This window comes from Caldicellulosiruptor naganoensis (assembly GCF_026914285.1).
GTDB classification, from domain to species: Bacteria; Bacillota; Thermoanaerobacteria; order Caldicellulosiruptorales; family Caldicellulosiruptoraceae; genus Caldicellulosiruptor; species Caldicellulosiruptor naganoensis.
In genome coordinates, this window is the sequence record NZ_CP113864.1 from 1912623 (window position 1) to 1937311 (window position 24689).

The window sequence follows — 24689 nt, forward strand, 5'->3', positions numbered from 1 at the left end:
CCATTGCCCCCTTAAAATTTATAAAGCCTTTTACCTTACTTTGTGAATAAGGTAAAAGGCTTATGACAACTTTAGATTATTATAAATTTTCAATGCATAAATTGTCAACAGAGAAAAACTAAATATACTTCTTAATATGTCCAATTGCACTTTTCTCTATTCTTGACACTTGCGCTTGTGAAATACCAACAATAGTTGCTACTTCCATTTGTGTTTTGTCTTTGTAATATCTCAGGTATAAAATCTCTTTTTCGCGTTTTGTGAGCCTGCTCAAGGCATCTTTCAATGATATCTCTTCAAGCCATACACTTTCGCAAGATTTTTGGTCACTGACTTGGTCAACCACATACATTGTATCAGTGCTATCTTGGAAGACTGGTTCATAGAGGGAAATAGGTTCTTGAATAGAGTCAAGAGCAAAAACAAGGTCTTCCTTTGATATAGAAAGCTCTTTGGCTATTTCTTCTAATGATGGTTCTCTATTATTTTGGCTTATAAACTTTTCTTTTATTTTAAGTGCCTTATAGGCTGTGTCTTTCAATGACATTGATATTCTCATTGTATTGTTGTCCCTAAGATACCTTCTTATCTCCCCAATTATCATTGGCACTGCATATGTTGAAAATTTGACATTTTGGGATATGTCAAAGTTGTCAATAGCTTTGATAAGACCTATGCAACCAACCTGAAAAATGTCATCTAAATTTTCACCACGGTTTGCAAACTTTTGAACAACACTTAAGACAAGTCTCAAGTTACCTTCTATGAATTGTTTGCGCGCTTCTTTATCTCCATTTTTCATTCGCTTTAAAAGTTCAACTTTTTCCTCATGACTTAGTACAGGGAGAGTGGAAGTGTTAACCCCACAAATCTCTACTTTGTTCAAAATACTACCTCCCCCTTTTTTCAAAAGTTTTGCTAAGGTTTATTATTTACTGTGAGGGAGGCAATTATTCTGAAAGTAATTTTCATCTTATATAATCTTTGCCAGTTCTTTTTTAAGCCTTGTAATAATCTTTTTCTCAAGACGTGAGATGTAACTTTGAAAAATCCCCAGCAGTCAGCAACCTCTTTTTGTGTTTTTTCACCTTCATCTCCAAATCCGAATCTTAACTCAACAATTCTTTTCTCTCTCTTTGGAAGTTTTTGTATTGCTTTTAAGAGCGCTTCTTTTTCTATATTGTTTTCAATACTGCTATAAACACCTTCTGTGTCAGTTCCCAAAACATCAGAAAGCAAAAGTTCATTCCCATTCCAATCAATATTCAATGGCTCGTCTATCGAAAGTTCAAGTTTTCTGTGAGAGTTTCTCCTTAAGAACATTAAAATCTCATTTTCAATACACTTTGACGCATACGTTGCAAGCTTGATATTTTTGTGAGGGTTATATGTATTTATTGCTTTAATCAGACCAATTGTTCCAATTGGTACCAAATCTTCAAGGTTGACCTTGGTATTTTCAAATTTCCTTGCTATATACACAACAAGTCTCAAATTTCTCTCAATAAGTACTTTTTTAAGTTCTTCCTTTCCTTCATAATGAATCTTATTCAAAACCTCAGTCTCTTCTTCTGGAGTAAGTGGAGGCGATAATGTTTCACATCCACCAACATAAAATAATTCAGTTATTTGTGAATCAGAAAGCTGAAAACCAAGCTTTTTTAAAAGGCCCAAAACATAATTCAAAAGTCTTGATCTAAATTCCATTCTTTACCCCTCCTTAAAAATCAGATTAAATCAGGACCAAGCAAGGTTGAATACCTGCTTGATATCTTTTTGTCATATAGGGCAATTGCCACGTCCTTCTTTGTCCATGTACTTTTGTTGTCTGAGATGTAAAACTCATCAGGTATTACTCCAACTAAAACTCCATGTTCCTGTCCAATAGAGTTATAAGGAATGAGAACAATTCTGTTGCCAAGCTGTTTTTGAAGATTTTCTAAATTTTGAGCAGATATATCTGCTTGCTTACAATTTTCGTTCAATAAATCTTTCTCAATTATCACCACAGGTCTTCCTGAAAACGGCTCTCTTAGATTATTCCCTGTATCAACATAGGCTATGCAGTTGTATTCTGCGTCATTTATCTTGAATTTTATGTATCTCATAAGGGATTCTTTGTATTATTCTCTTGACTATTAGCTCATATGAGAGTTTAAGCACAATCAAAGAACAACCAAGAGCTATTAGTACATTTTTAAGTTTTATTTGAATACCAACCACAAAGGTATCTTTTGTTATATAATAGAGGAAAAACACCATACCACCAAACATTATTGTGACAAGATAAAAACTCAGGAGCTGTCTTAGAAAGACTAAAAATTCTTTTGGCCAAAAGGTAAGATACACAATTAATACAGACACAACCATCTTGCCAAATACTGAATATAAGAACTGCATGAGAGGATAAAACTGTAAAAGAGAATAGATTGAGGCAATAATACTTCCTAAAAGAATTCTGAAACTATTAACGTTTGTTTTTGTAAAATATGCAGTTGTCAGCAAGATAAAGTAGTTGATAACCAGGTTTTCCAGAACATAAACGTCAGCATAAATAATCATGTTTTATTCAAAATATTGTGCCTTTCAGAATGGTATTTCTATGTAATAATTATACTTCTCTACAAGTAAAATTTATGTCAAAATACAAAATAAACTAAATTTTTCTTTCTTACAAATTCCCTTACATTTCTACATTAAAAAACCCCCTGCCATATTACAGGGGGATTTCATTTCATTTTGACTTGTTTTTTATTTTTTGTTCTTCAAGAATATTGGTATCTCAAATATATCATCGTCCTGGAAAAGGCTCTGCAAATTACCCACTTTTGATGAAGAAATCTTACTGCTCTGTTGACTCTGCTGGTTTTCTTCAATGGAATCAAAGCCAGTTGCAATGACAGTGACTTGTACTTCATCCTTCATCTCTTCGTTGAACACAATCCCCATGATAAAGTTGACATTCTCATCCGCCTCAGATGAGATAAGTTCATTTGCCTTTTCAATCTCATCAAGCAGAAGCTCTTCTGGGTTACCTGTATAATTTACTAAAACTCCCTTTGCACCTTTTATTGATGTTTCTAAAAGCGGGCTGTTAATAGCCTGCTCCAAGGCCTTTAGAACTTTATCATCGCCCTTTGCCTTCCCAATACCCATATGTGCATATCCTTTATTCATCATAATAGCTCTAACATCTGCAAAGTCAACATTGATAAGCCCCGGATTTAATATTATATCAGAAATGCCCTGAACACCCTGCCTTAGAACATCGTCTGCCATTCTGAAGGCATCTGATATTTTTAGACTCTTATTTGTTGAGAGCATAAACAGCCTATCATTAGGCACAATTATTATGGTATCTACAATCTTCTTGAGCTCCTCAATTCCCTTTTCTGCATTGATTCTGCGTTTTGCACCTTCACTCTTAAACGGCTTTGTGACAACTGCAACAGTCAATATTCCAAGCTCTTTTGCAATCTCAGCAACCACAGGTGACGCACCTGTTCCTGTACCACCACCCATACCCGCTGTTATAAATACCATGTCAGCACCTTTTAAAACCTGCGCAATGTCTTCTTTGCTCTCCTCTGCTGCTTTTCTCCCAATTTCCGGATCGGCTCCTGCTCCAAGTCCTTTTGTTATCTTTTCACCTATTTGAATCTTATAATGAGCTTTAGAACGCTGCAGAGCTTGTTTGTCTGTATTTACTGCAATAAATTCAACTCCAGAGACTCCAACATCAATCATCCTATTTACTGCATTATTACCCGCCCCACCAACACCAATTACTTTTAGCTGAGCAACAGTCATTTTTTCAGTGTCAAAACTAATCATTCTTGTTCTCCTCCTTAGTTAAACTCTTGTTTTTTAGCAAAAGCACTCTTCGCATCTCACCAAAGTTCTGAAAAATTCTGACCCCAAACGCCACAACTGCCGCTTGGTACAAAGGAATACCAAGCTTGTCGCCCAAATATGCAAAAAGCATAGCAATTAATGTATTTCCAACAAAACCTGAGATAAATATGTCAATTTTAAAATCACCCTTCAAGGTCGATTTCAAAGCACCAAAAATTGAATCAAGTGCTGCAAGAAGTCCTACCGCAACATATGAGGAATAATCCTGTGGAATACTCACTGGAATAAACATTCCTATTAAGATACCTATTACCAATGCAAGTATAAGTACAACCATCTTCTCATCAACTTCCCTCACTCTTTATCTTTGCGTAATTGAATTTCAAAGTCCCTGTATACCTTGGAATTACAATATTTGAAGCTTCTTCAATTTTAACCTCAATAGAAAACTCTTTTAAAAGATCTATAATACCACCCCGCATCATCAGTGAATTTTTCAAAATTTTGGGATCACCAATAGCCTTTATTATGTACGGGGCAGAATAGCGTGTATTGTTTATACTGATTGTTGGACCTGCGCATCTTATCTCTGTTGTAGCCACTATTCTCTGGTCATTTATTGATATTGCCTCAGCTCCTGCTGCCCTCAGTTCATTTATAACCTGCAGGATATCTGAATCATGCAAAAGAAAGCTGTTTGGGTCAACATTCGGTGTTGCAGGAAGCTTACTGTCGTCAAGTGTAATTATTATACCAGGTCCCTCAACGTCTGTAAGTCCCGCCAATATCTTTACCTTGTCAAGTTCATCTTTTAAAAGCTCTGTCGTCTTGCTAATACTTGCGGCAGAATCTTGGTACTCTTTAATCTTGCTCTCCAGCTCATAGATTTGAGCCCTCAAACTGCTATTTTCCTTTCTCAGCTGGTTTATCTGTTCAGCAAGTTCAATGGCTCTTGCTTTTTCAAGGTTTTTCAGTTCATTGCTCTGTTTAACACTCTTTATCTGCATTGAAATTAAAATTCCTAAAATGAGTAGTAAAATCGCAGTTGCAATCTGTCCACCTGTTGGTTTTTTTACCTTTAATTTCATAATAATTAGTTTTCCTCCTCAGTGTTTGGACTAAATGTGGCTATTCCATTTGAATTAAGAGTTATTGTCCCTTCTATACGTTTCGGAAGCTTGTCATACACACTTTTCAAAAGCTTCAATTTATAATCTATCTCTGAGATATCTCCTACTTTAACCAGCAGCTTGTCCATTTTAAGTTCAACGTTGTTGATATTCTTCAATAAAACAACAACATGGTCAACATCAAATTTCCTAAAAACATCAAAATTTTTCAAACTACTTGCCACCTGCAGACCCTCATCAAGTAGAAGATGATCCTCTACATCAAGTTTTTTGCCAACCATCGCCTCATTTACTTTAAGTCCTTCAAATACTATTGTTTTTTTGGGTAAGTCCCCTTCTATTCTTATTACATACCCATTTTTATCAATTTCTATATAAGAATTTAAATACTTTATAAGACCAATTGTTTCTTTTTCATAAATCTCCAAAACTAATACATTTGGTAGACGTCTTGTAATCCTGATATCTTCAATTTCTGGATTTTCTAAAAGTTTTTGTCTAATTTCTTTTGTATTTATACTCAGTATATTCTGATTTTGATATTGTTGTAGTATTTTTATAATATCATCTTTTTTGACTCTTTTCAAATTATGTATACTAAATTCTTTCACGTTAAAGTAATCTAATCTGAAAACAAATACAAGTGTTATCAGAACTAAAAGCAACAATACAATAATCTTTCTCACCAATCTACCCATTTGTCATTTTCACTCACCTTATGATATCAAATACAAATTACAATTTCAGTGTATCCTTCTAATCTTAGCACCCAAGGCTGAATATTTCTCTTCTATCCTTTCATATCCCCTGTCAATATGATCAACCCCTAAAAGCTCTGTTGTGCCTTCAGCACAAAGTCCTGCAATTAAAAGCGCCGCACCACCTCTTAAATCCTGTGCAAAGACCTGACATCCTCTTAGCTTTTCTACCCCATTTATAATGGCTATATCTTTTTCCACGTGTATTCTCGCGCCCATCTTATTGAGCTCTGGAACATGTTTGAACCTGTTTTCGAATATTGTCTCCTTTATTATTGTCATACCCTCTGCTACAGAAAATACACTGCAAACTGGTGCCTGAAGGTCTGTTGGAAACCCTGGATAGTAGTGTGTTGTTATTCTTTGATTCCCTTTTAGCCTTGCTCCTTTATTTTACACCCTGCACCTTTTAGAATGTGGAGTATAGAATCTAAATGACGTGGCAAGACACCTTTTAATAATACTTCTCCACCACAAGCTGCAACTGCGCAGAGATATGTCCCAGTAACAATTCTATCAGGAATGACTACATGTTCAACTATGTTATTTTTTAGTTCTTTTACTCCTTCAATTTTAATTGTGTGTGTACCGGCACCTTTTATTCTGGCTCCAAGCTTGTTTAAAAAATGGCACAGATCTGCTATCTCTGGCTCCTTTGCAGCGTTTTTTATTATAACCTCACCATCACAAAAAATTGAAGCAAGTATAATATTCTCGGTCGCTCCAACAGATGGTAGTGGCAAAAAATATTTCCCCGCTTTTTACAACATCACATCTGCATTCAATTGTGTTGTCATACTCAAAAACATCTATGCCAAGCTGCAAAAATGCAGATATATGAGGATCAATTGGTCTTTGACCTATCTCACACCCCCCCAGGATAGTTTGTAAGTCTTACTTTCCTAAACTTGCTCAAAATTGCTCCAAGAAATAATATACTTGAGCGCATCATCTTGGCATACTGTGGGGGTATTGTAAATTTGTCAACTGAAGCCGGATCAATAAAGGCAATATCGTTTTCAAATTCTGTTTTGCATCCAAGATATTCAAGTATCCTAAGCGTGTGTCTTACATCAGCAATGTCAGGTACATTTTTAATTATAACCTGTCCTTTTGCTAAGATAGAGGCTGTCAAAATAGGAAGAGCAGCATTTTTTGATCCCTCAACATCAATTTCACCATTTAAAAACGTTGGACCGTCAATTATAAGTTTTTCTTCCATGTTTACACCTAAATAGGTTCCATATGTGTCGCATATTATTTTATTCGTAAGCCTTGATATTTGTTACAATGATAGATATTCTTCAATAAGTTTTCCTATATTCTGGGTAGCATCAGGTTTCCCCAACTTTTTGCTACTATTGCTCATTCTTTCATACAAAGCTTTGTCGTAAATAAGTTTTTCAAGGAAAAGCTTAAGCTTGTTACTTTCTAATTCATTTTCGAGGACAACAAAACATGCTCCTTCTCTTTCAAGAAATCTTGCATTGTACTCTTGGTGGTTGTTTGCTACATATGGTGAGGGAACAATTATACTTGGCTTCCCCAGCGCAGTTATCTCTGAGATTGCAATTGCCCCTGCTCTTGATATTACAACATCTGAGGCGGCCAAGTATCTTGGCATGTCCGAAATATATGGCAGTATTCTGATGTTGGATTTTACCCCTAAACCATCTGCAAAGTCCACAGCTTCTGAATATTTTTTATCGCCTGTTGAGAGAATAAAATATACATTCTTATCATTCTCAAATTCCTTGGCAAGCTTAATCACTGCTTTATTGAGATTCTCAGCCCCTCTACTACCGCCAATTGCTAAAACCACTGACTTGTCTTCCACACCTAACGAGCTTTTTGCAGCTTCTTTGCTGTAAGAGAAAAGCTCAAGTCTTATAGGGTTACCTGTCAGTACTACATTGCTTGAATTCTTGAAAAATCTTCTGCTCTCTTCAAAGCTGATCAAGATCTTATTACAAAATCTTGAAATTATTCTATTTGCAAGCCCGGGATGTGCATTTTGTTCATGCAGCACTATTTTAATCCTTAGCTTTTTTGCTGCAAGTGCAACAGGAAGAGATACATAACCTCCTGTTACAAAAACTAATTCGGGCTTTACCTTCTTTAATATGTGCAGAGCTTGTCTGTAGCCATTTAAAAACTTAATAAATACATCTGCATTCTTTAAACTCAAACTCCTTTTTAGCCCCTTTGCCTGAATGTATTCTATGTGATATCCATGCTGAGGCACTATCTTAGATTCTAATCCTTCATGCGTGCCTATAAATACTATATCCAATCCACTATGTCTTTTCCTTAGATAATCAGCAACAGCAAGCGCTGGATATATATGTCCACCAGTACCTCCACCGCTGAAAACAATAGTTATTTTTTCTTGGTTCATTTTAACACCTTAATCCTCCTTGAAATGCTCAAAAGTATGCCAACTCCAAACATATGAAAAAGTATCGAAGAACCTCCGTAGGTAATAAATGGCATTGGCACACCTGTTGCAGGAACAGAGGCTGTAACAACTGCTATATTCAAAATAGCTTGAATAGCAATTATGCTTGTGATACCAAATGCCAGAAGTAGTCCAAACCTGTCAGGTGCATGAAGAGCAATAACAATACCACGCCAGATGAAGAGTATAAACAACACTATTACAAATAAAGCTCCTACAAACCCGAGTTCTTCACATAAGATAGAGAAAATAAAGTCAGTATGAGGCTCAGGAATGTACAAAAGTTTTTGTCTGCTTTGACCAAGTCCCATACCAAAAAGCCCACCAGAGCCGATTGCATACAGTGACTGAATTATCTGGTAACCCTTGTCAGTTGGGTCTGCCCATGGGTTAAAAAGCGCTTGGATTCTTTCAACTCTGTATTCTTCTTTGACTGTAAGATAATACAAAACTGGCAAAGCCAAAAAACCAATTGTCACAAAGTAGCCTATGTTAAGCCCCCATGCAAAGATCATTAGCATTGCAATAGCAAGTATTAAGATAGATGTACTCATATTTGGTTCTTTGTATATAAGCATAAAGTAAACTCCACTCAAAATCATGGATATAACAAAAACCCTAAACTTTGATTTGGTTTCAGCTGTATTATCAAAATAGCTTGCAAGCAGTATCACAAGAGCATACTTTGCAAGTTCTGATGGCTGAAACTGGACAGGTCCAATATCAATCCATCTACGTGCATTGTTTACAAGTTTACCTATACCAGGAATCAAAACGAGTATAAGGAATATTACTCCTATTATATATAAGATTACCGATAACTTTTTAAGAATTCTATAATCTATCTGACTTGTTATATACATAACTACTATGCCCAAAATAAGACCTATTAATTGCTTTTTTAGAAAGTAATAACTATCATTGAATTGATAGTATGCATAGTAATAACTTGCACTAAATATCATGACAACTCCAATTAGCGATAACAAAAGAGCAATGTATAAAAGTGGATAGTCAATCATCTTCCTTTCCATTTATCTTTCACATCCCACAAACAGACTTCAAAGCTCATTCACATATTGTTTGAAAAGCCTTCCTCTCTGTTCATAGTTTTCAAACATATCCCAGCTTGCACACGCAGGCGAAAGAAGGATTATGTCACCCTCCTTGGCGTCTTTATAGCTTTTTAAAACTGCCTCTTTTAAATCTTCTACAAATTCAAAATTGAAGTACCCTATTTTCTTGAGGTCTTTTGCAATCTTTTCTTTTGTTTGACCAAGTAAAAATACCTTTTTGACCTTCTGGGAGATTAATTTTGCAAACCTCTCAAAGCTTTCTCCTTTATCATAACCACCTGCAATCAAGATTATTGGCGAGTTAAAAGCATTTAAAGCTTTCGAAGACGCATCTGTATTTGTACCCTTTGAGTCGTTATAAAATTTAATCCCATTTATTTCTCTAACAAACTCTATCCTATGCTCTACTCCTTTGAACTCTTTCAGTACCTTTTCTAAAACATTCGGTTCAATGGCAAAAGGCAGTACACAGGCAATTGCTGCAAGTGCATTTTCTAAATTGTGCTTACCCGGGATAAATATGTCATTTTTATTCATCACTTTTTCTGCTTTGCCACAAAAGTTATAGTAGATATAATCTCCATCCACAAAAACACTATTTTTTTCTTCTAATTTGTTTTTTGAAAATGCTATTACTGTCCCTTTTGCATCCCCTACTAAATCCCTTGTTATACTGTTGTCCATATTGAGCACAGTAAAGCCTTCTTCATCAACATTCTCAAATATCCTCATCTTCGCCTTTATATAGTTTTCCATGTTTACATGCCTATTCAAATGGTCAGGTGTTATGTTTAAAATGCACGCAACTTTGGGTTTGAAATATTTTATTGTCTCTAACTGAAAACTTGAAACTTCAATGACAAAGATTGTATCAGCACTTGCATTTTCTATGCAGTCAATAAATGGTACACCAATGTTTCCACATACAACCACATCATCATAAGCTTCTTGTAAAATTCTGCCTACAAGTGTGGTTGTTGTGGTTTTTCCGTTTGTTCCTGTTATCGCAACTATGTTTTTGCTTCCACAAAATCTATATGCAAGTTCAAGCTCGCCAATTACCTCAATGCCTCTTTTGTGAGCAAATAGAATATACCTTTTTGTAAGCGGTACACCTGGACTTACAACAACTAAGTCTACTTTTTCTAAAACGCTATCAGGCAAATATCCAAAGAAAAGCATCTCTGCAAATTGCTGTAGGATCTTTATATCTTCAGGTCTCATCTCATCTTCTTTTTTTTCATCAAAACCAATAACATAAGCACCATGTCTTTTTAAAAACCTTGATGATGATATTCCACTTTTGCCCAGTCCAACTACCAAAACATTTTTTTTGTTTAAATCCAATTTTAAAACCTCCAGTTTTATATTTGTAGAATTGCCAGAGCCACTAAACAGAATATAATTGTAAATATCCAAAATACAACAACAACCTTTGCCTCATCCCACCCCAAAAGCTCAAAGTGATGATGCAAAGGTGCCATTTTGAATATTCGTCTTTTTGTAAGCTTATAGTATATCACCTGTAAGATGACAGAAATTGCCTCTATGATATAAAGCCCACCTATAATCATCATCAAAATGGGCTGTTTTAGCATTACAGCCACTGCAAAAACTGCCCCACCAAGCATCAGCGACCCTGTGTCTCCCATAAACACCATTGCAGGATGTGCATTATATCTTAAAAACCCCATACAACTTCCCACAACTGATCCGCTAAAGATTGCCATGTCATGTTTTTTTGAAAAGATTGAAATAATGGCTAAAAACAGACCTACAATGAGAGTAACACCACTTGCAAGCCCGTCAAGCCCATCTGTGAGGTTAACAGCATTTACAGTAAATACCATTAGAATTGACATGATGGGTATATATGCCCACTCCAAATCTACATACCTGTTCAAAATAGGTATGTAGACATCAGTACCTAAATACTTTTGCACAAAATATAAAAACGTTATGCTAATCAAAAACTGCAAAACAAGTTTTTCGCGTGCACGCAAACCCAATGACCTTTTTAAAACAACCTTTATAAAGTCGTCAATAAATCCAATTAGTCCAAAGGCAGATGCACAAGCAAGCGGTGCTCCTATTTGCGGATACTTTTTATAAAAAATTAATGAGGTTATCAGAATACTTAATAAAATTACAAGCCCGCCCATAGTAGGAGTACCACTTTTTTTATGGTGAGTCTGTGGTCCATCGTCACGAACCACCTGCCCGCATTTTAAGTATCTTAAAAATGGAATTGCAACTGGCATTACAATTAGTACAATCAAAAATGAGATTATAATTGCAAGTATTGTCTCAACGTCAAGCATATTTTTAAAGCCCCCTGAGAAAGTTATCTACAAGTTCATCAAGCTTTACACCTCTTGATGCTTTGAATAGCACAACTGATTCTTTTTCCAGTTCTTTATGAAGAATATCAAGACACTCTTCTTTTGATACAAAATAGGATTTAATCTTGCCGCTTTTTCTTATTTCATCAAATATATAAAAGGCATCTTTCCCAGTGCAAATGACAACATCAACTGGTTTTGAAACTATGTAACTGCCAACCTTCCTGTGCTCTTGTTCAGAAAAACTACCAAGCTCTAACATATCGCCAAGCACTAATATCTTTTTGCCTTTAAAATTACATATGCTATCTATTGCAGATATCATTGAATGTGTACTTGCATTGTAGGTGTCATCAACAACTGTAACACCATCTTTTTTTATTACTTCAAACCTTCTTTTAAGCCCACCTTTTTTCAGTATCCCCTTCTCGATCGCTTCTTTTTCAATTCCTAAAATCCTGCCAACTGCAATTGCAAAAAGTGAATTGTATATATCATGAAAGTTGAAACTTTCTATAAAGTACTTATAATTATCCACCACGAAGAAAAATCCATTGTCTACTTTTTGAATATCCATTGCCCTAAAATCCGAATCATTTTCAATACCAATTGTTATAACCCTTCTTTTGAGTTCCCTTTTATGCAAATGTAAAATGTCATTATCATTGTTTATAATAAGTATTCCATCATCTGGCATACCATCTTGTATCTCAGACTTTGCAAGAAAGATATTGTATCTTGTTTTAAGATTTTCAATATGTGCAACTCCTATATTGGTAATTATTCCTATATTAGGCTTTGCAATTTTTGAAAGAAAAGATATTTCTCCAAAATTGCTCATGCCCATTTCTAAAACTGCTATTTTTGTTTTATCTGGAATATTTAGTATAGAATATGGAAGTCCTATATGGTTATTGTAATTTCCTTGATTTTTATACGTTTCATAGGTAGTACTAAGTACGCTGTAGATATACTCTTTTGTTGTTGTTTTGCCTACACTTCCTGTAATTCCAACTACAGTAATGTCCTTTTTCTTTTCTCTATAAGCTTTAGCCAAATCCTGCATAGCTTTTAATGTGTCAGCTACTTTCAGATAAGGGCAACTTTTTTTTGGCTTGATATCCTTTTGTGTAAGAAAACAAATTGCACCATTGTCAATCGCCTCGTCAATAAAATCATGGGCATCAATCTTGCTGCCCTTTAAAGGAATAAACATCGCATTTTTCCCAATATCTTTGCTGTTAATCGAAAAGCTCTCTATTAACATATCCTCTTTGAAATTCTCAACAGGAACACTTAAAAGCCTTCCAATTTCGCTTAAGAAAAAGCTCATTCTTTTAGCTCCTCCAAGATACTTTTCACAACCTCTCTCTCGTCAAAGTGGATAGTCCTGTCTTTTAGTATTTGGTAAGTCTCATGCCCTTTGCCCGCAAGGACAATAAAGTCGTTCTCTTTAGCATTTTTTATAGCATATTTGATTGCTTCAAATCTGTCTGGAATAACCACATACTCGGCATTTGTCTTTTGCAACCCAACAAGGATATCTTCTATTATCTTCAGTGGGTCTTCTGTACGCGGATTGTCAGATGTGACAATCACAAAATCAGCCATTTTTCCAGCTATCTCACCCATAATCGGTCTTTTTGTCCTGTCCCTGTCTCCTCCACAACCAAAAAGAAGTACCTTTCTTCCTTTTGCAACCTCATCCACAGTTTTCATCAAATTTAAAAGTCCATCTGGTGTGTGAGCATAGTCAATTACAATTGTAAATTTGTCGTTTGACTCAACTATCTCAAACCTGCCGGGGATTGCCTTGACAGATTCAAGTCCTTTTTTGATTGTTTCTAAATCTATTCCAAGTGAGGCTGCACAAGCAGCTGACGCTAAAGCATTGTAGACTGAAAAAATGCCAGGGATGTTAAGGGTAATTTGCTGTATTTGCCCTTTGCAGCAAAGATCAAATTGGTTTTTGTTTACAAAAAGTTTTATATTCTTTGCCATTACATCCCCGCTACTTTCCTTAGCATAGGTTATTGAATCAGGGTATATACTGATAATCTTTCTCCCCCACTCATCGTCATTGTTTACAACTCTTTTTTTACTCATCTTAAAAAGTTTCAATTTAGCAGCAAAATAGTTTTCCATTGTCCCATGAAAATCAAGATGGTCCTGAGTTAGATTGGTAAACACTCCGACATCAAAGTCACAGTCATCAACCCGATGTAAATCAAGCGAATGCGATGATACTTCCATCACAACACTGTCCACATTTTCTTTTTTCATCTCAAAAAATAGTTTTTGCAAATCATAAGACTCAGGTGTTGTGTGCTTTGCCTCTATCTCCTTTTGGCCAATCATATTCTTAACTGTTCCAATAAGACCAACCTTATGACCACTTTGTTCAAGGATTGACTTTATCATAAAGGTTGTTGACGTCTTGCCGTTTGTCCCTGTCACACCAATGAGTAAAAAGTCTTTTGACGGATGTTCAAAAAAGTTAGCAGAAATAATTGAAAGAGCTTTCCTTGTATTTGATGTTTTTATAAAGAGTACTTTATCCTTCAACTTTGAGGTGTCGAAAAATTCATCGACAACTATAAGCTTTGCACCTCTTTTAATTGCCTCATCTATATACTCATGACCATCTGTCTTAAACCCTTTTATACATACAAATGCAAAGCCATCTTTTACGTTTTTTGAATTATAAGCAATATCTTTTATATCTTCATCAAAATTTTTTATATTTGTCTCAATTATATTCAAACCTTTTATTAGCTTGTTTACTTTCACCTCAAAGCCCCCTTGTCTTCAAGCTCTATTCAGCATTTTCTTTGTCAGCAAACTCAACTTCAACTATTGATCCAATTGGCACTTTTATGCCTGGCTGTGGGTCTTGTCTTATGGCTTTTCCTTTTATTCCTTTTATTTTTATATTAAGCATATTACTTGTCAAAACTCTCTGAGCATCTTGTATACTCAGCCCTATCACATTTGGCACAACAACATCTGATTGTTGCAGTATTTCAGTAAAAAGAACTATGGTTGAACCCTCTTTCAGCATAAACCCTGCCTTTGGTACCTGGTCAACTACATTTTTGCCATTTCCTATAATCTTAACATTGAACTTGCTGCTTGAGACTATCTTTTTTGCATTTTTAATATCCATACCAACGACATTTGGTACAATATACTCTTTGTAAAATTCAATTTGTTTTAGCTCATCAGCTGTGTACTGTGGTTGTATCTCAAGGTATCTTAAAATATCATTTAACAGGTCACGCGCAACAGGTGCTGCAATCAAACCACCATAATAAAGCGACGGGTCTGGCTCATCTATAACTACAAGCACAGACACTTCTGGATTGTCAGCTGGCGCAAATCCACCAAAGGATGCTATATACCTCTTTGCGCTTTTATCATATTTTTGCGATGTACCAGTCTTGCCAGCAACCCTATAGCCTAAAAGATAAGCATTGTGACCAGTACCATTTGTTACAACAGATTGCAAAATGGTTCTTAATCTTTTAGCAATGCTGCTGTCCAAAACCCTTCTTTTTTGTGGATTGTCAAATGACTTTATTATCCTCTTGTCTTTGTCATAAATAGCCTTAACAATATGTGGCTGGACCCATACACCATCATTTGCAACAGCGTTTATCATGCTAATTACCTGAATAGGTGTTGCTGAGATACCCTGCCCAAACGATATTGTCGCAAGTTCAACAGGTCCTACCTTGTCAATTGGTTGGACAATACCCTTTGCCTCCCCTGGAAGATCAATCCCTGTCTTTTGCCCAAACCCAAAGAGGTTTATATATTTATACAGCTTCTGTTTGCCAAGCCTCTGAGCAACTTCTATAAATACTGGGTTGCATGAATTTTGCACACCTTCCACAAAATTCTCTGCTCCATGTGGATTGTAATATCGCCAGCACCTAAGTGTAGCATTTGCAACCTTTACATAACCCCTGCAGTAAAACTGAGAGTTTTCATTCACAACTCCTTCCTCAAGACCTGCAGCTGCAGTGACAATCTTAAAAGTGGAACCTGGTTCGTATACATCGTTTAGCGCTCTGTTTCTCCACATTGATTGAATAATTTTTGTCTTCTCAGACTGTGGGAGTTTATCAAAATCAGGAAATCTATCTTTGTAAAGCATCTCAAAAGGCCTGTTGGGGTCAAAATCAGGTTTTGATGTCATTGCTAAAATCTCGCCTGTTTTGACCTTTTCAACTATTATTGTAACACTTTTTGCTTTGTTATCATACAAGGCTTTTTGTGCGTATTTTTCTGCAAAGTGCTGTATTGTCTCGTCAATTGTAAGCATTAGGTCATATCCATCAACTGGTTTTTTAAAAAACTCTTCAGAAAACGGCGCTGACCTTCCGCTTGCATCAGTCTCTGAAGCAATACTTCCTGGTTTCCCTCGCAAATACTTGTCATAGTAAAGTTCAAGCCCGGCCAAGCCCTGGTCATCAATTCCAGTAAATCCAAGCACTTGTGATAAGAAATTCCCATTTGGATATACCCTTTTTGTCCCACCTGTGAGATAAATCCCTGGCAGGTCATATTTTCTTATTTTATTTGCTTTGTCTTTGTCTATATTTCGTGCTATGTAAACGTCAGAAACTCCTTTTGTATTGAGTTTTTTCAAAATCTTCTCGTAGTCCATATCCAAAATATTTGAAAGTACTCTTGCTGTATACTCTTTGTCTTTTACCTGACTCAAAGATGCAACAACTGTCTCTGCTGTAATTGACATTGCCAAAATTTTACCATTTCTGTCAACTATACTACCTCTTTTGGGAGCAACAAGTCTTTCTCTGGTCCACTGGGCAAATGCCTTTTTTTTGAGCTCTTCTCCTTTTATTAGCTGAAGGTATGAAAGTCTTCCTACAAGCAATACAAAACTCAAAAAAAATATCATCATAACAAATATAACTCTCTTTTTCACCTTGATTGATGCTTCTTTCAAACTTTACATCCTCCAGAAAAAGTTAAAATAATCAAAATAGTTTCTTAATAAAGTTTATTATTGAAAAGATTCTATTATTATAGTTTGCCTTATCTTTCCTTGCTAAAACCTTGTCTTTGCTACTGCTGTTGTCAACAGCTACATAAATAATCTGCGAAGAGTCAGGATAGGTCATTGAATACTTCTGTGTGGCTATTCTCTCTATTTCAGAAAGTGTAAACTTGCCATCTATCTGAAGTTTTAACTCCTTGTTAATGTCATTTTGGATTTTCAATTCATTTTGGAGTTTTGCAAGTTTTGCCTTCTCAGCTGTGATATTTACATAGCCACACATCAAAACTATCGAGAGACAACAAAATAAACTCACAAACACAAGCCGCCTCACTAACTTTAACTTCTCAAGTCTTCTTTGTTTACTTATCTCTTTTCTTAGCTCATTTTTTTTGATTATCTCTTCTTCAATCTCTCTTTTCCTAAGCCCTTCTAAAAAATCATCATTATAAAGGGCAGAAGCTTCTCTTGCCATAATAAATAAAGCCTCCTTCTCACTTATTTATATCTTCTCAGCCACCCTCAGTTTTGCACTGTGGCTTCTTTTGTTCTTCTCAATCTCCTCTTTGGTAGGGGTTATTGGCTTCTTTGTGATAATATTTAACTCCTTTTTCTTCCCACACACACAAACTGGTATATCCTTTGGGCATACACACTCAAGCGAGTGATACTTAAAAAACTCTTTTACTATCCTGTCTTCAAGAGAATGAAATGATATGACACAAATTCTCCCACCACTTTTTAAAAATCTAAGGCTCTTTTCAAGCGCCGTTTTTATCTCATCGAGCTCGCCGTTTACCTCAATCCTGATTGCCTGAAATGTTCTTTTCGCGGGATTTGACCCGTCTTTTGGTCGTGGAACAACTGAGTTTATTAAATCATTCAACTCCTTTGTGCTCACAATTGGCTTTTGCTGTCTTCTTTTTACAATCTCCTTTGCAATCTTTTTAGCATATCTTTCTTCCCCATATTCTCTTATTATTCTCTCTAAGTCTTTTTCTGAGTACTTGTTGATAACATCAAATGCAGTGAGTTTGCTTGTCCTATCCATCCTCATGTCTAAAAAAGAATCGCTATTGTATGAAAACCCTCTATCCTCTTTGTCAAGCTGCAAAGACGACACACCAAGATCAAAAAGTATTCCATCAATTTTGTCAATTCCAAGAGAGGTAAGTACCTCATCTAACCTTGAAAATAGTGAATGAACAATCTTTATATTATCGCATCCCTTAAACTTTTCTTTGCCTATGTCAATTGCTTCTTTATCTCTATCTATTGCTACCAACAGACCTTTGTCTGACAGTTTTTCAAGTATCTTTTTTGAATGACCTCCAAGTCCAAATGTCGCATCCACATAAACTCCATCTGGATTTGTCACTAAATACGATACCGATTCTTCAAGTAAAACTGGTATATGATCATACATTCTGTTTTCACCTGTGCTCTTTCAATCTTATATTCCAAGTTCTTCCATTTTTTGAGCTATCCTTTCCACAGAAAGACTTTCATCAGCCATTTCTCTTTTCCAGTTCTCTTCACTCCATATTTCTATTCTGGTCATAACACCAATGATAAATACCTCTTTTTGCAAGTTAGCATACTCCCTTAAGTTTTGGGGTATTAGAATTCTCCCTTGTTTATCAACTTCACACTCACACGCCCCCGCAAAGAAAAATCTTAAAAAAGCCCTTGCCTCTTTGTTTGTAAGCGGTAGCTTCTTTAATTTTTCTTCTAATACTGCCCACTCTTTGAGAGAATACCCAAAGAGGCAGTTGTCAAGCCCTTTTGTAAGTATAAACCTATCACCAAGTTCTTCTCTAAATTTAGATGGCAAAGTTACTCTTCCTTTGCTATCCACCACATGCTTGTATTCACCTATTAACATTTAACCACTTTACTCCACTTTACACCACTTTATAAAAATATTCTATATCAATTCGAAAAATCCTTCAATAAAAGAAAAAAAAAATAGGGCATCACCTTGCCCTATTTTTTTTATACCCTTATCTTTATTTTCTCTCGGCGTATAATCCCCCCGCTCATGTTAAAAAAGCCGCTCTTTCAAGCTTTCCCCTCTTTTTGTTTCAGCTTTTTGAACATTACCTCATTTTGCTCCTTATAGTAGTCCAATATCAGCTTGTCCAACTCAATACTAACATGGTATATGGCATCATAATCTGCATTACTACTGATAAGTTCATCCAGTTTTTCTCTTAGTTTCATTATCTTTTCAGTTATCATATTCCCACCATCTTACAGAGATTGTATTTTAATTATAATACCAAATGCGCATTTTGTCAACAAAAATACTCTAAAAAGACATTGTGCTGATTTTTTGCTATATTTTGTCGAAATACTGTAGCCTTGATTTTAAAATAATAGCTGTTCCAATGACAATACAAATTACTGCGACAAGTTGTGATATCCTGATTGATCCAAGCATCAGACTATCTGTTCGCAGAGCTTCTATAAAAAACCTGCCGGCAGAGTACAATATTAAATAATATCCAAAAATCTCACCATCTTTTTTCTTATATCTCCTCAAATAAAGCAGAGTAAAGAACACGATAAAATCCCAAATCGACTCGTACAAGAAGGTGGGATGGACTTCTATACGCCTTCCTGCCTCAAAGCTGTAAATTTGCATACGCCAAGGAAGATTTGTCTCATATCCATAGGCCTCACGGTTTGCAAAGTTCCCCCACCTTCCAATTGCTTGCCCTAAGATAAGACCATAACTGCCAATGTCGCATATTTTTAAAAAACTAAGCTTTTTTATTCTACAGTATACATAACTGCTAAGAAGAGCTCCTATCACAGCACCATAAATTGCAAGCCCACCTTGGCGTATGGCAAATATGCTGGCGATGTTTTCCTTAAATTCTCTGAAATTAAACACTACATAATATACCCTTGCGAATATAATTGCAATCGGTGTTGAAATTATTGCAATATCAAGCAAAACATCTGTTTGTACATTCTCTTTTTTTGCAATATAATTGGAAACAAGAAAGCCGCAAAGAAAACCTACTGCAATTATAATTCCATACCATCTTATCTCAAGACCGAAGATTTTAAAGGCAACTGGACTAAAATCAAACTTGAGGTGAAGGCCCGGGAATACTATGCTATTATCAAACATCTACTTTTTCACATCCATCAAATTTTTTACTGTACTGGCAACACAATAGAGATACAACTTTTGTCCTCATCAAAAAGACTTTTTAGCCTGTTTTGACAATCTTCAAACGATGCTGAACTTATTTCTTTTACATATTCGAATATATTTACACCTTTGAAATAGCTATATATAAACTCAACAGAAAGCTTTTCCAGATTGTCAAACTTTCGCAGCTGGCTTCCTAATACAACCTTTTTTGCCCTCTCAAATTCTTCCTTGTCAATACCTCTCTTCTTAACATCCTCAATATGCTCAAGTATCCTTTCATAAACCCTATCTGGTTCCTTGCTTTCCCCACCTATCATGAAAAACGAATATTCAGGCTCACAATTGTATTCAAATCCAAAACTCTGATTGATTAGTCCTTCTTTGTAAAGCTGTTCATAAAAATCTGTAGACTTTCCAAAGAGAATCTCAGCTAAGATTTGCGTGTGTATATCTTTCATTATCATTTCATATGGTGGAAGGTCATTAATAACATCTTTGAAGCCTATATAAAAAATAGGGGTTGAAATAGCAAGCTTTTCTTCTATTCTCTTCTGATTTATTCTGTCGGGTTCTTCAGGATAGATTCTTTCAATTAATTTCTGATACTCTTTTGTCTTTGTCATCTTTTCAATCATATCAAAAACCTTTTGCGGGTCAACATCGCCACATACAACAACAATCATATTGCTCGGATGGTAAAACGTATTGTAGCACAGGTAAAGATCATCCTTTGTTATTTTTTGTATACTTTCAAGTGTACCTGCTATGTCAATCTTTACAGGATGTTCAACATACAGAGCATTTAATAGATTAAAATAGACTTTCCAATTTGGATTGTCCTGATACATTCTTATCTCTTGGGCAATTATACCCTTTTCTTTTTCAACATTCTGATCTGTAAAATACGGATTTTGCACAAAGTCCAAAAGTATCTCAAAATTTTCATAAAAGTTCTGGGTTGAGATGAAGTAGTAAACTGTCTCCTTAAATGAAGTAAAGGCATTTGCCATAGCACCAAATTTTGCAAACCTGTCAAACACATTTCCTTCCCGTTCTTCAAATAGTTTATGTTCTAAAAAGTGTGCAATCCCCTCTGGTACTTCAACTACTTCATTTGTCCTCGGGTGAATAAACTTGCTGTCAACAGACCCATACTTTGTAGCATACCCTGCAAAGGCTTTGCTGAAGTTTTTCTTTTTAATCACAAAAGCTCTAAGCCCATTTGGATATGAGTTTATATAAATCTCTTCGTGCAAAACATCATCATATATTCTCTCCATTGTACACTGCACCTCTGTTTCTCAAAAAATATACTGTATCAAGCTCAAACCTGTTGGCAATCTCTTTTACATCAGAAATCTTTACATTTTTGAGCCTTTCAAAAACATCTTTTGGTTCTAACATCTCACCCACCAAAGCCTGATTGAGGTAAAATCCAAGAAGGTCCCTTGGGTTGTCATAAATAGCCATTAGTGCTGTCTTGTAATAGTTGACGGCACTTTCATATTCAATATCTGTAATATTCCCATTTTTTATATCTTCAATCTGTTGTAAAATAAGATTCAAAGCCTTTTCATAGTTTTCTATTTCTATACCAGAGCTTATGACCATGACCGATTTAAACCTGTCAACCCTTGAAAATGCATAGTAACATAGCGAAGCCTTTTCACGCACATTTTCAAATAGTTTTGACTTTGGCGATGCACCTAAAATACCATTTAGCATCAAAAGTTTGTAGTAATCAGAAGTTGTAGTATCAACGTTTGTCCTTATACCGAGTGAAATCTTGCCTTGGTTTACTTCCATTTTTTCTGTCACATATTTTGTACCGTTAAATGGAATATTTATAGAAAAATCATTTTTAATATCTTCTCTTTCTCTCTGCCCAAATACTTCTAACGCTTTAGAAATAGCATACTCTTCATTGTAGTCGCCATAAATCATCACATACATTGGCTTTTTCTCAACAACTTCTTTGTACTGGGAAAATAGCCTATCTTTTGTGATATATGCTAAATCTTCAACATTTCCTTTCTCATAAAGAGCATAACTTTGCCCTTCAAACATTATCTCCATACACCTGTCAATTGCATACTGCACCTTGTCGTTTATCCTGCTTTCTATCTCCTGTCTTAGATTATTCTTTTCCTGGTCTATCACCTCTTCTTCAAACCCACCACCATATTCTATTGGTCCATATATTATGTCATGCAAAAAGTGCAAAGACTTTTCAAAAAGCTGCTCGCCAGCAAATCTATCGTTCAAAAAGCTCAGCCCAAATGTGACTATCTGCAAATCACCTTTTTTATCAACGTCAATGCTTAAAGACGCCCCATACATATTGTCCAAAAACCTGTTTATCTCTTTCATATTTTTATACTTGTTATTTCCCCTAATCAAAACCATTGGGAATAGTGCATTTAAAGTGTTTTTCTCTTTTTCAAGCCTGTCTATAAATGCTACTACCACTCTGTTTATCTTGAATCTATCATCGTAAAATGCCATATAGAAATTGTTATTTGAATCTATCTTTTGCACTTTTCTCATCTCCTCAGAAACTACTTTTAAATCCATAATGTTTTTAAATTTATTTTACCCTTTTTTTGCAAATACATCAACAAATTTGCCATCTTTATAGCTCAGAAGATATTATATCTTCAAATTTTAAAAGTAACTTTCTAAACAGCTCTACGTACTCAAATTTAATGTTTTGATAAATCTCATATGTCATTTTTTGGTTATATAAGTGTGAAGTCATATTTCTATCTGAAAGCATTTTAAGCCACTTGTCACCGTCTTCTATAATGCCGTTTTGATATGCATACTTTATAACGCCCCGTGGATTGTTAATCTCTAAACCAGTATACTTCAAATACTCCCTCATGAGCTTCCACGAAAGTTCAAAGACAAATTCAAATCTCTGGATTGCCCCGTCCATAATAATATCCTTGTCCGGCTGTATACTTATACCTTCTTCTAATCTTTTCAAAGCACTCTTAAAATCTTCAAACTTCTCTACTATTCTCTCTTTCATATATAACTACTCCTTCTTTCATGATACTTTCTTTGAGACTTTCTTTTGTAATACTATTGAACGTGACAATATCAAATAATAATATTGTATTAACTTCTTCCAATTCATCCTCAATTTTGTAAATTGGATTTTCACCATTATCTTCAAGCCAAATACATATATCTACGTCAGAAGCTTTCTTGAAGTCTCCTCTTGCTCTTGAACCAAAGATACAAGCTTTTTTAACTTGCTTATATTTTTTAAAAATTTCGATAATCTTATCCAAGATTTCTTCCTCTATTCCAAACTTTTTGGTTTCCACTTTCATTCTCACCTTTTTAAAAAATTTAAAAAAGAGGGAGCTTTCTTTTGAATATTTACAAGAAAGCTCCTTATCTTAAAGTTTAGATTTTTTCAAGCTCTTCTTTTAAAATTTCATTTACAAGCTGTGGATTTGCTTTGCCTTTTGTTATCTTCATAACTTGTCCTACCAAAAATCCAAACGCCTTCTCTTTGCCATTCTTGTAGTCTTGTACGGATTTTGGATTGTTTGCTATCGCCTGTTTTACAGCTTCTAAAATTACGTTCCTGTCTGTTATCTGAACAAGCCCTTTCTCTTTTACAATAACCTCTGGGTCTTTGCCTGTTTCAAACATCTCTTCAAAGACTTGTTTTGCAATAGTATTTGAAATTGTCTTGTTATCAACAAGGTTAATGAGGCTTGCAAGCTGATTTGGCTTAATTTTTATATTGTCAATTTCCTCAGGCTCTAATCCTTTGTCATTTAAGATTCTCATAATCTCTCCCATCATCCAGTTGCTTGCAGCCTTTATGTTTTGAGTATATTTTATACACTCTTCAAAAAAGCTTGCTATAGCCTTTGATGAAGTCAGAACACTGGCATCATATTCTGGAAGTCCATACTCTTTTATATACCTTTCCTTTTTCTGGTCAGGTAGCTCAGGAATTCTCTTTCTGATCTCCTCAATCCAGCTGTCGTCTACAATTATAGGTGGAAGGTCAGGTTCTGGGAAATACCTGTAGTCATGTGCCTCTTCTTTTGTCCTCATTGAAAGGGTAATACCTTTTGCCTCGTCCCATCTTCTTGTCTCTTGGACAACAACACCGCCACTTTCCAAAACCTCTATTTGCCTCTTTGCTTCATATTCAATTGCCCTCACAACAGACCTAAATGAGTTTAGGTTCTTCATCTCCGTTCTTGTTCCAAACTCTTTTGAGCCTTTCGGTCTTACAGAAAGATTTACATCTACTCTGAGCGAACCTTCCTGCATCTTGCAGTCAGAAACCCCTGTGTATTGCAAAATTGCCTTTAGCTTTTCAAGGAAAATTCGTGTCTCTTCGCTTGAACGTAAATCAGGTTCTGTAACAATTTCTATCAAAGGTACACCACATCTGTTAAAGTCAACAAGGCTCCCTTCTTCCCACTGGTCATGAAGAAGCTTTCCAGCATCTTCTTCAATGTGAATTCTCTTTATTCCTATTCTCTTCTTTTCACCATTAACTTCAATATCTATATAACCATCATAGCAAAGTGGAAGGTCATATTGCGAAATCTGATATGCTTTTGGTAGATCAGGATAAAAATAGTTTTTTCTATCCTGTTTGCTATATTTTGCAATCTTGCAGTTTGTTGCAAGCCCTGCCATTATGGCATATTCAACTGCCTTTTTGTTCAAAACAGGAAGAACTCCTGGCATACCAGTGCAAATAGGACAGCAGTGGGTATTTGGCTCACCGCCAAACTCTGTTGTGCAGCTGCAAAATATTTTCGACTTTGTTGCAAGCTCTGCATGAACCTCTAAACCTATTACAACTTCATATTCCATCTTCTTTTTTCACCT

The 24689-nt window shown here is 35.4% G+C and carries 25 protein-coding genes and 1 pseudogene; all 26 read right to left on the reverse strand.

The genetic code is table 11. From position 1 onward, the window contains the following. Positions 1 to 118: 118 nt before the first annotated feature. The 26 genes and pseudogenes from sigG to gatB all read right to left on the reverse strand — a co-directional run bounded on the left by sigG (position 119) and on the right by gatB (position 24674). Positions 119 to 886 (reverse strand): RNA polymerase sporulation sigma factor SigG, encoded by a 768-nt coding sequence (gene sigG / locus OTJ99_RS09580; RefSeq protein ID WP_083943544.1) that lies wholly within the window; start codon positions 884 to 886, stop codon positions 119 to 121. A 32-nt stretch (positions 887 to 918) separates the two neighbouring features. Continuing rightward, complete coding sequence (gene sigE, locus OTJ99_RS09585) at positions 919 to 1707, reverse strand: RNA polymerase sporulation sigma factor SigE (protein ID WP_235374778.1); 789 nt, start codon at positions 1705 to 1707, stop codon at positions 919 to 921. Positions 1708 to 1727: 20 nt separating this feature from the next. Then, positions 1728 to 2108 (reverse strand): sigma-E processing peptidase SpoIIGA, encoded by a 381-nt coding sequence (locus OTJ99_RS09590; RefSeq protein WP_268748500.1) that lies wholly within the window; start codon positions 2106 to 2108, stop codon positions 1728 to 1730. Next, positions 2080 to 2562, reverse strand: a complete 483-nt coding sequence (locus OTJ99_RS09595) for a sigma-E processing peptidase SpoIIGA (RefSeq protein WP_268748499.1) — start codon at positions 2560 to 2562, stop codon at positions 2080 to 2082. Before OTJ99_RS09595 ends, OTJ99_RS09590 begins: the two co-directional genes overlap by 29 nt. 189 nt (positions 2563 to 2751) lie before the next feature. Beyond that, the gene (gene ftsZ, locus OTJ99_RS09600) at positions 2752 to 3834 is read right to left on the reverse strand and encodes a cell division protein FtsZ (RefSeq protein WP_045165656.1); all 1083 of its coding nucleotides are present in this window, start codon (positions 3832 to 3834) and stop codon (positions 2752 to 2754) included. After that, complete coding sequence (locus OTJ99_RS09605) at positions 3827 to 4192, reverse strand: small basic family protein (protein WP_045165655.1); 366 nt, start codon at positions 4190 to 4192, stop codon at positions 3827 to 3829. The genes ftsZ and OTJ99_RS09605 overlap by 8 nt, the downstream gene beginning before the upstream one ends. 7 nt (positions 4193 to 4199) lie before the next feature. Continuing rightward, complete coding sequence (locus OTJ99_RS09610; RefSeq protein WP_045165654.1) at positions 4200 to 4943, reverse strand: DUF881 domain-containing protein; 744 nt, start codon at positions 4941 to 4943, stop codon at positions 4200 to 4202. A 5-nt stretch (positions 4944 to 4948) separates the two neighbouring features. Then, on the reverse strand, positions 4949 to 5683 hold the full coding sequence (locus tag OTJ99_RS09615) for a cell division protein FtsQ/DivIB (RefSeq protein WP_045165653.1): 735 nt from the start codon (positions 5681 to 5683) through the stop codon (positions 4949 to 4951). 45 nt (positions 5684 to 5728) lie between these two features. Next, positions 5729 to 6965: pseudogene (murA, locus tag OTJ99_RS13155) on the reverse strand (UDP-N-acetylglucosamine 1-carboxyvinyltransferase). Positions 6966 to 7028: 63 nt separating this feature from the next. Beyond that, a complete protein-coding gene (gene murG / locus OTJ99_RS09635) occupies positions 7029 to 8141 on the reverse strand; it encodes an undecaprenyldiphospho-muramoylpentapeptide beta-N-acetylglucosaminyltransferase (RefSeq protein WP_045165652.1) in 1113 nt (370 codons plus the stop codon). Then, positions 8138 to 9223 (reverse strand): putative lipid II flippase FtsW, encoded by a 1086-nt coding sequence (ftsW, locus tag OTJ99_RS09640; RefSeq protein ID WP_052671505.1) that lies wholly within the window; start codon positions 9221 to 9223, stop codon positions 8138 to 8140. Before ftsW ends, murG begins: the two co-directional genes overlap by 4 nt. Positions 9224 to 9262: 39 nt before the next feature. Further along, positions 9263 to 10624, reverse strand: coding sequence for a UDP-N-acetylmuramoyl-L-alanine--D-glutamate ligase (gene murD, locus OTJ99_RS09645; RefSeq protein ID WP_045165878.1), 1362 nt, complete (start codon positions 10622 to 10624; stop codon positions 9263 to 9265). A 17-nt stretch (positions 10625 to 10641) separates the two neighbouring features. Then, positions 10642 to 11598 carry a phospho-N-acetylmuramoyl-pentapeptide-transferase gene (gene mraY / locus OTJ99_RS09650; RefSeq protein WP_045165650.1) on the reverse strand — a complete coding sequence of 319 codons (957 nt, stop codon included), beginning with the start codon at positions 11596 to 11598 and terminating at the stop codon, positions 10642 to 10644. Between the two features lie 4 nt (positions 11599 to 11602). Further along, positions 11603 to 12952 (reverse strand): UDP-N-acetylmuramoyl-tripeptide--D-alanyl-D-alanine ligase, encoded by a 1350-nt coding sequence (locus OTJ99_RS09655; RefSeq protein WP_045165649.1) that lies wholly within the window; start codon positions 12950 to 12952, stop codon positions 11603 to 11605. Further along, positions 12949 to 14409, reverse strand: coding sequence for a UDP-N-acetylmuramoyl-L-alanyl-D-glutamate--2,6-diaminopimelate ligase (locus tag OTJ99_RS09660; protein ID WP_045165648.1), 1461 nt, complete (start codon positions 14407 to 14409; stop codon positions 12949 to 12951). Before OTJ99_RS09660 ends, OTJ99_RS09655 begins: the two co-directional genes overlap by 4 nt. Positions 14410 to 14434: 25 nt before the next feature. Next, positions 14435 to 16573: a stage V sporulation protein D gene (locus OTJ99_RS09665; RefSeq protein ID WP_269015334.1), complete on the reverse strand. Its 2139-nt coding sequence runs from the start codon at positions 16571 to 16573 to the stop codon at positions 14435 to 14437. 52 nt (positions 16574 to 16625) lie between these two features. Continuing rightward, positions 16626 to 17120 (reverse strand): septation ring formation regulator EzrA, encoded by a 495-nt coding sequence (locus tag OTJ99_RS09670; RefSeq protein WP_045165646.1) that lies wholly within the window; start codon positions 17118 to 17120, stop codon positions 16626 to 16628. 27 nt (positions 17121 to 17147) lie between these two features. After that, entirely contained in the window at positions 17148 to 18071 is a 924-nt protein-coding gene (gene rsmH / locus OTJ99_RS09675; RefSeq protein ID WP_045165645.1) for a 16S rRNA (cytosine(1402)-N(4))-methyltransferase RsmH, read from the reverse strand. Between the two features lie 27 nt (positions 18072 to 18098). After that, complete coding sequence (mraZ, locus tag OTJ99_RS09680) at positions 18099 to 18530, reverse strand: division/cell wall cluster transcriptional repressor MraZ (protein WP_045165644.1); 432 nt, start codon at positions 18528 to 18530, stop codon at positions 18099 to 18101. 176 nt (positions 18531 to 18706) lie between these two features. After that, entirely contained in the window at positions 18707 to 18886 is a 180-nt protein-coding gene (locus OTJ99_RS09685) for a Spo0E family sporulation regulatory protein-aspartic acid phosphatase (RefSeq protein ID WP_045165643.1), read from the reverse strand. A 97-nt stretch (positions 18887 to 18983) separates the two neighbouring features. Next, complete coding sequence (gene lgt, locus OTJ99_RS09690; RefSeq protein WP_045165642.1) at positions 18984 to 19787, reverse strand: prolipoprotein diacylglyceryl transferase; 804 nt, start codon at positions 19785 to 19787, stop codon at positions 18984 to 18986. 26 nt (positions 19788 to 19813) lie between these two features. Next, positions 19814 to 21094 (reverse strand): EF-P 5-aminopentanol modification-associated protein YfmH, encoded by a 1281-nt coding sequence (gene yfmH / locus OTJ99_RS09695; RefSeq protein ID WP_045165641.1) that lies wholly within the window; start codon positions 21092 to 21094, stop codon positions 19814 to 19816. Beyond that, positions 21078 to 22361, reverse strand: coding sequence for an EF-P 5-aminopentanol modification-associated protein YfmF (yfmF, locus tag OTJ99_RS09700; protein WP_235374774.1), 1284 nt, complete (start codon positions 22359 to 22361; stop codon positions 21078 to 21080). The genes yfmH and yfmF overlap by 17 nt, the downstream gene beginning before the upstream one ends. Before the next feature lie 85 nt (positions 22362 to 22446). Beyond that, the gene (locus tag OTJ99_RS09705) at positions 22447 to 22848 is read right to left on the reverse strand and encodes a nucleotidyltransferase substrate binding protein (RefSeq protein WP_045165640.1); all 402 of its coding nucleotides are present in this window, start codon (positions 22846 to 22848) and stop codon (positions 22447 to 22449) included. Beyond that, positions 22820 to 23155, reverse strand: a complete 336-nt coding sequence (locus OTJ99_RS09710) for a nucleotidyltransferase domain-containing protein (RefSeq protein WP_045165639.1) — start codon at positions 23153 to 23155, stop codon at positions 22820 to 22822. The genes OTJ99_RS09705 and OTJ99_RS09710 overlap by 29 nt, the downstream gene beginning before the upstream one ends. Before the next feature lie 76 nt (positions 23156 to 23231). Continuing rightward, positions 23232 to 24674 (reverse strand): Asp-tRNA(Asn)/Glu-tRNA(Gln) amidotransferase subunit GatB, encoded by a 1443-nt coding sequence (gene gatB / locus OTJ99_RS09715; RefSeq protein WP_045165638.1) that lies wholly within the window; start codon positions 24672 to 24674, stop codon positions 23232 to 23234. Positions 24675 to 24689 lie beyond the last annotated feature (15 nt).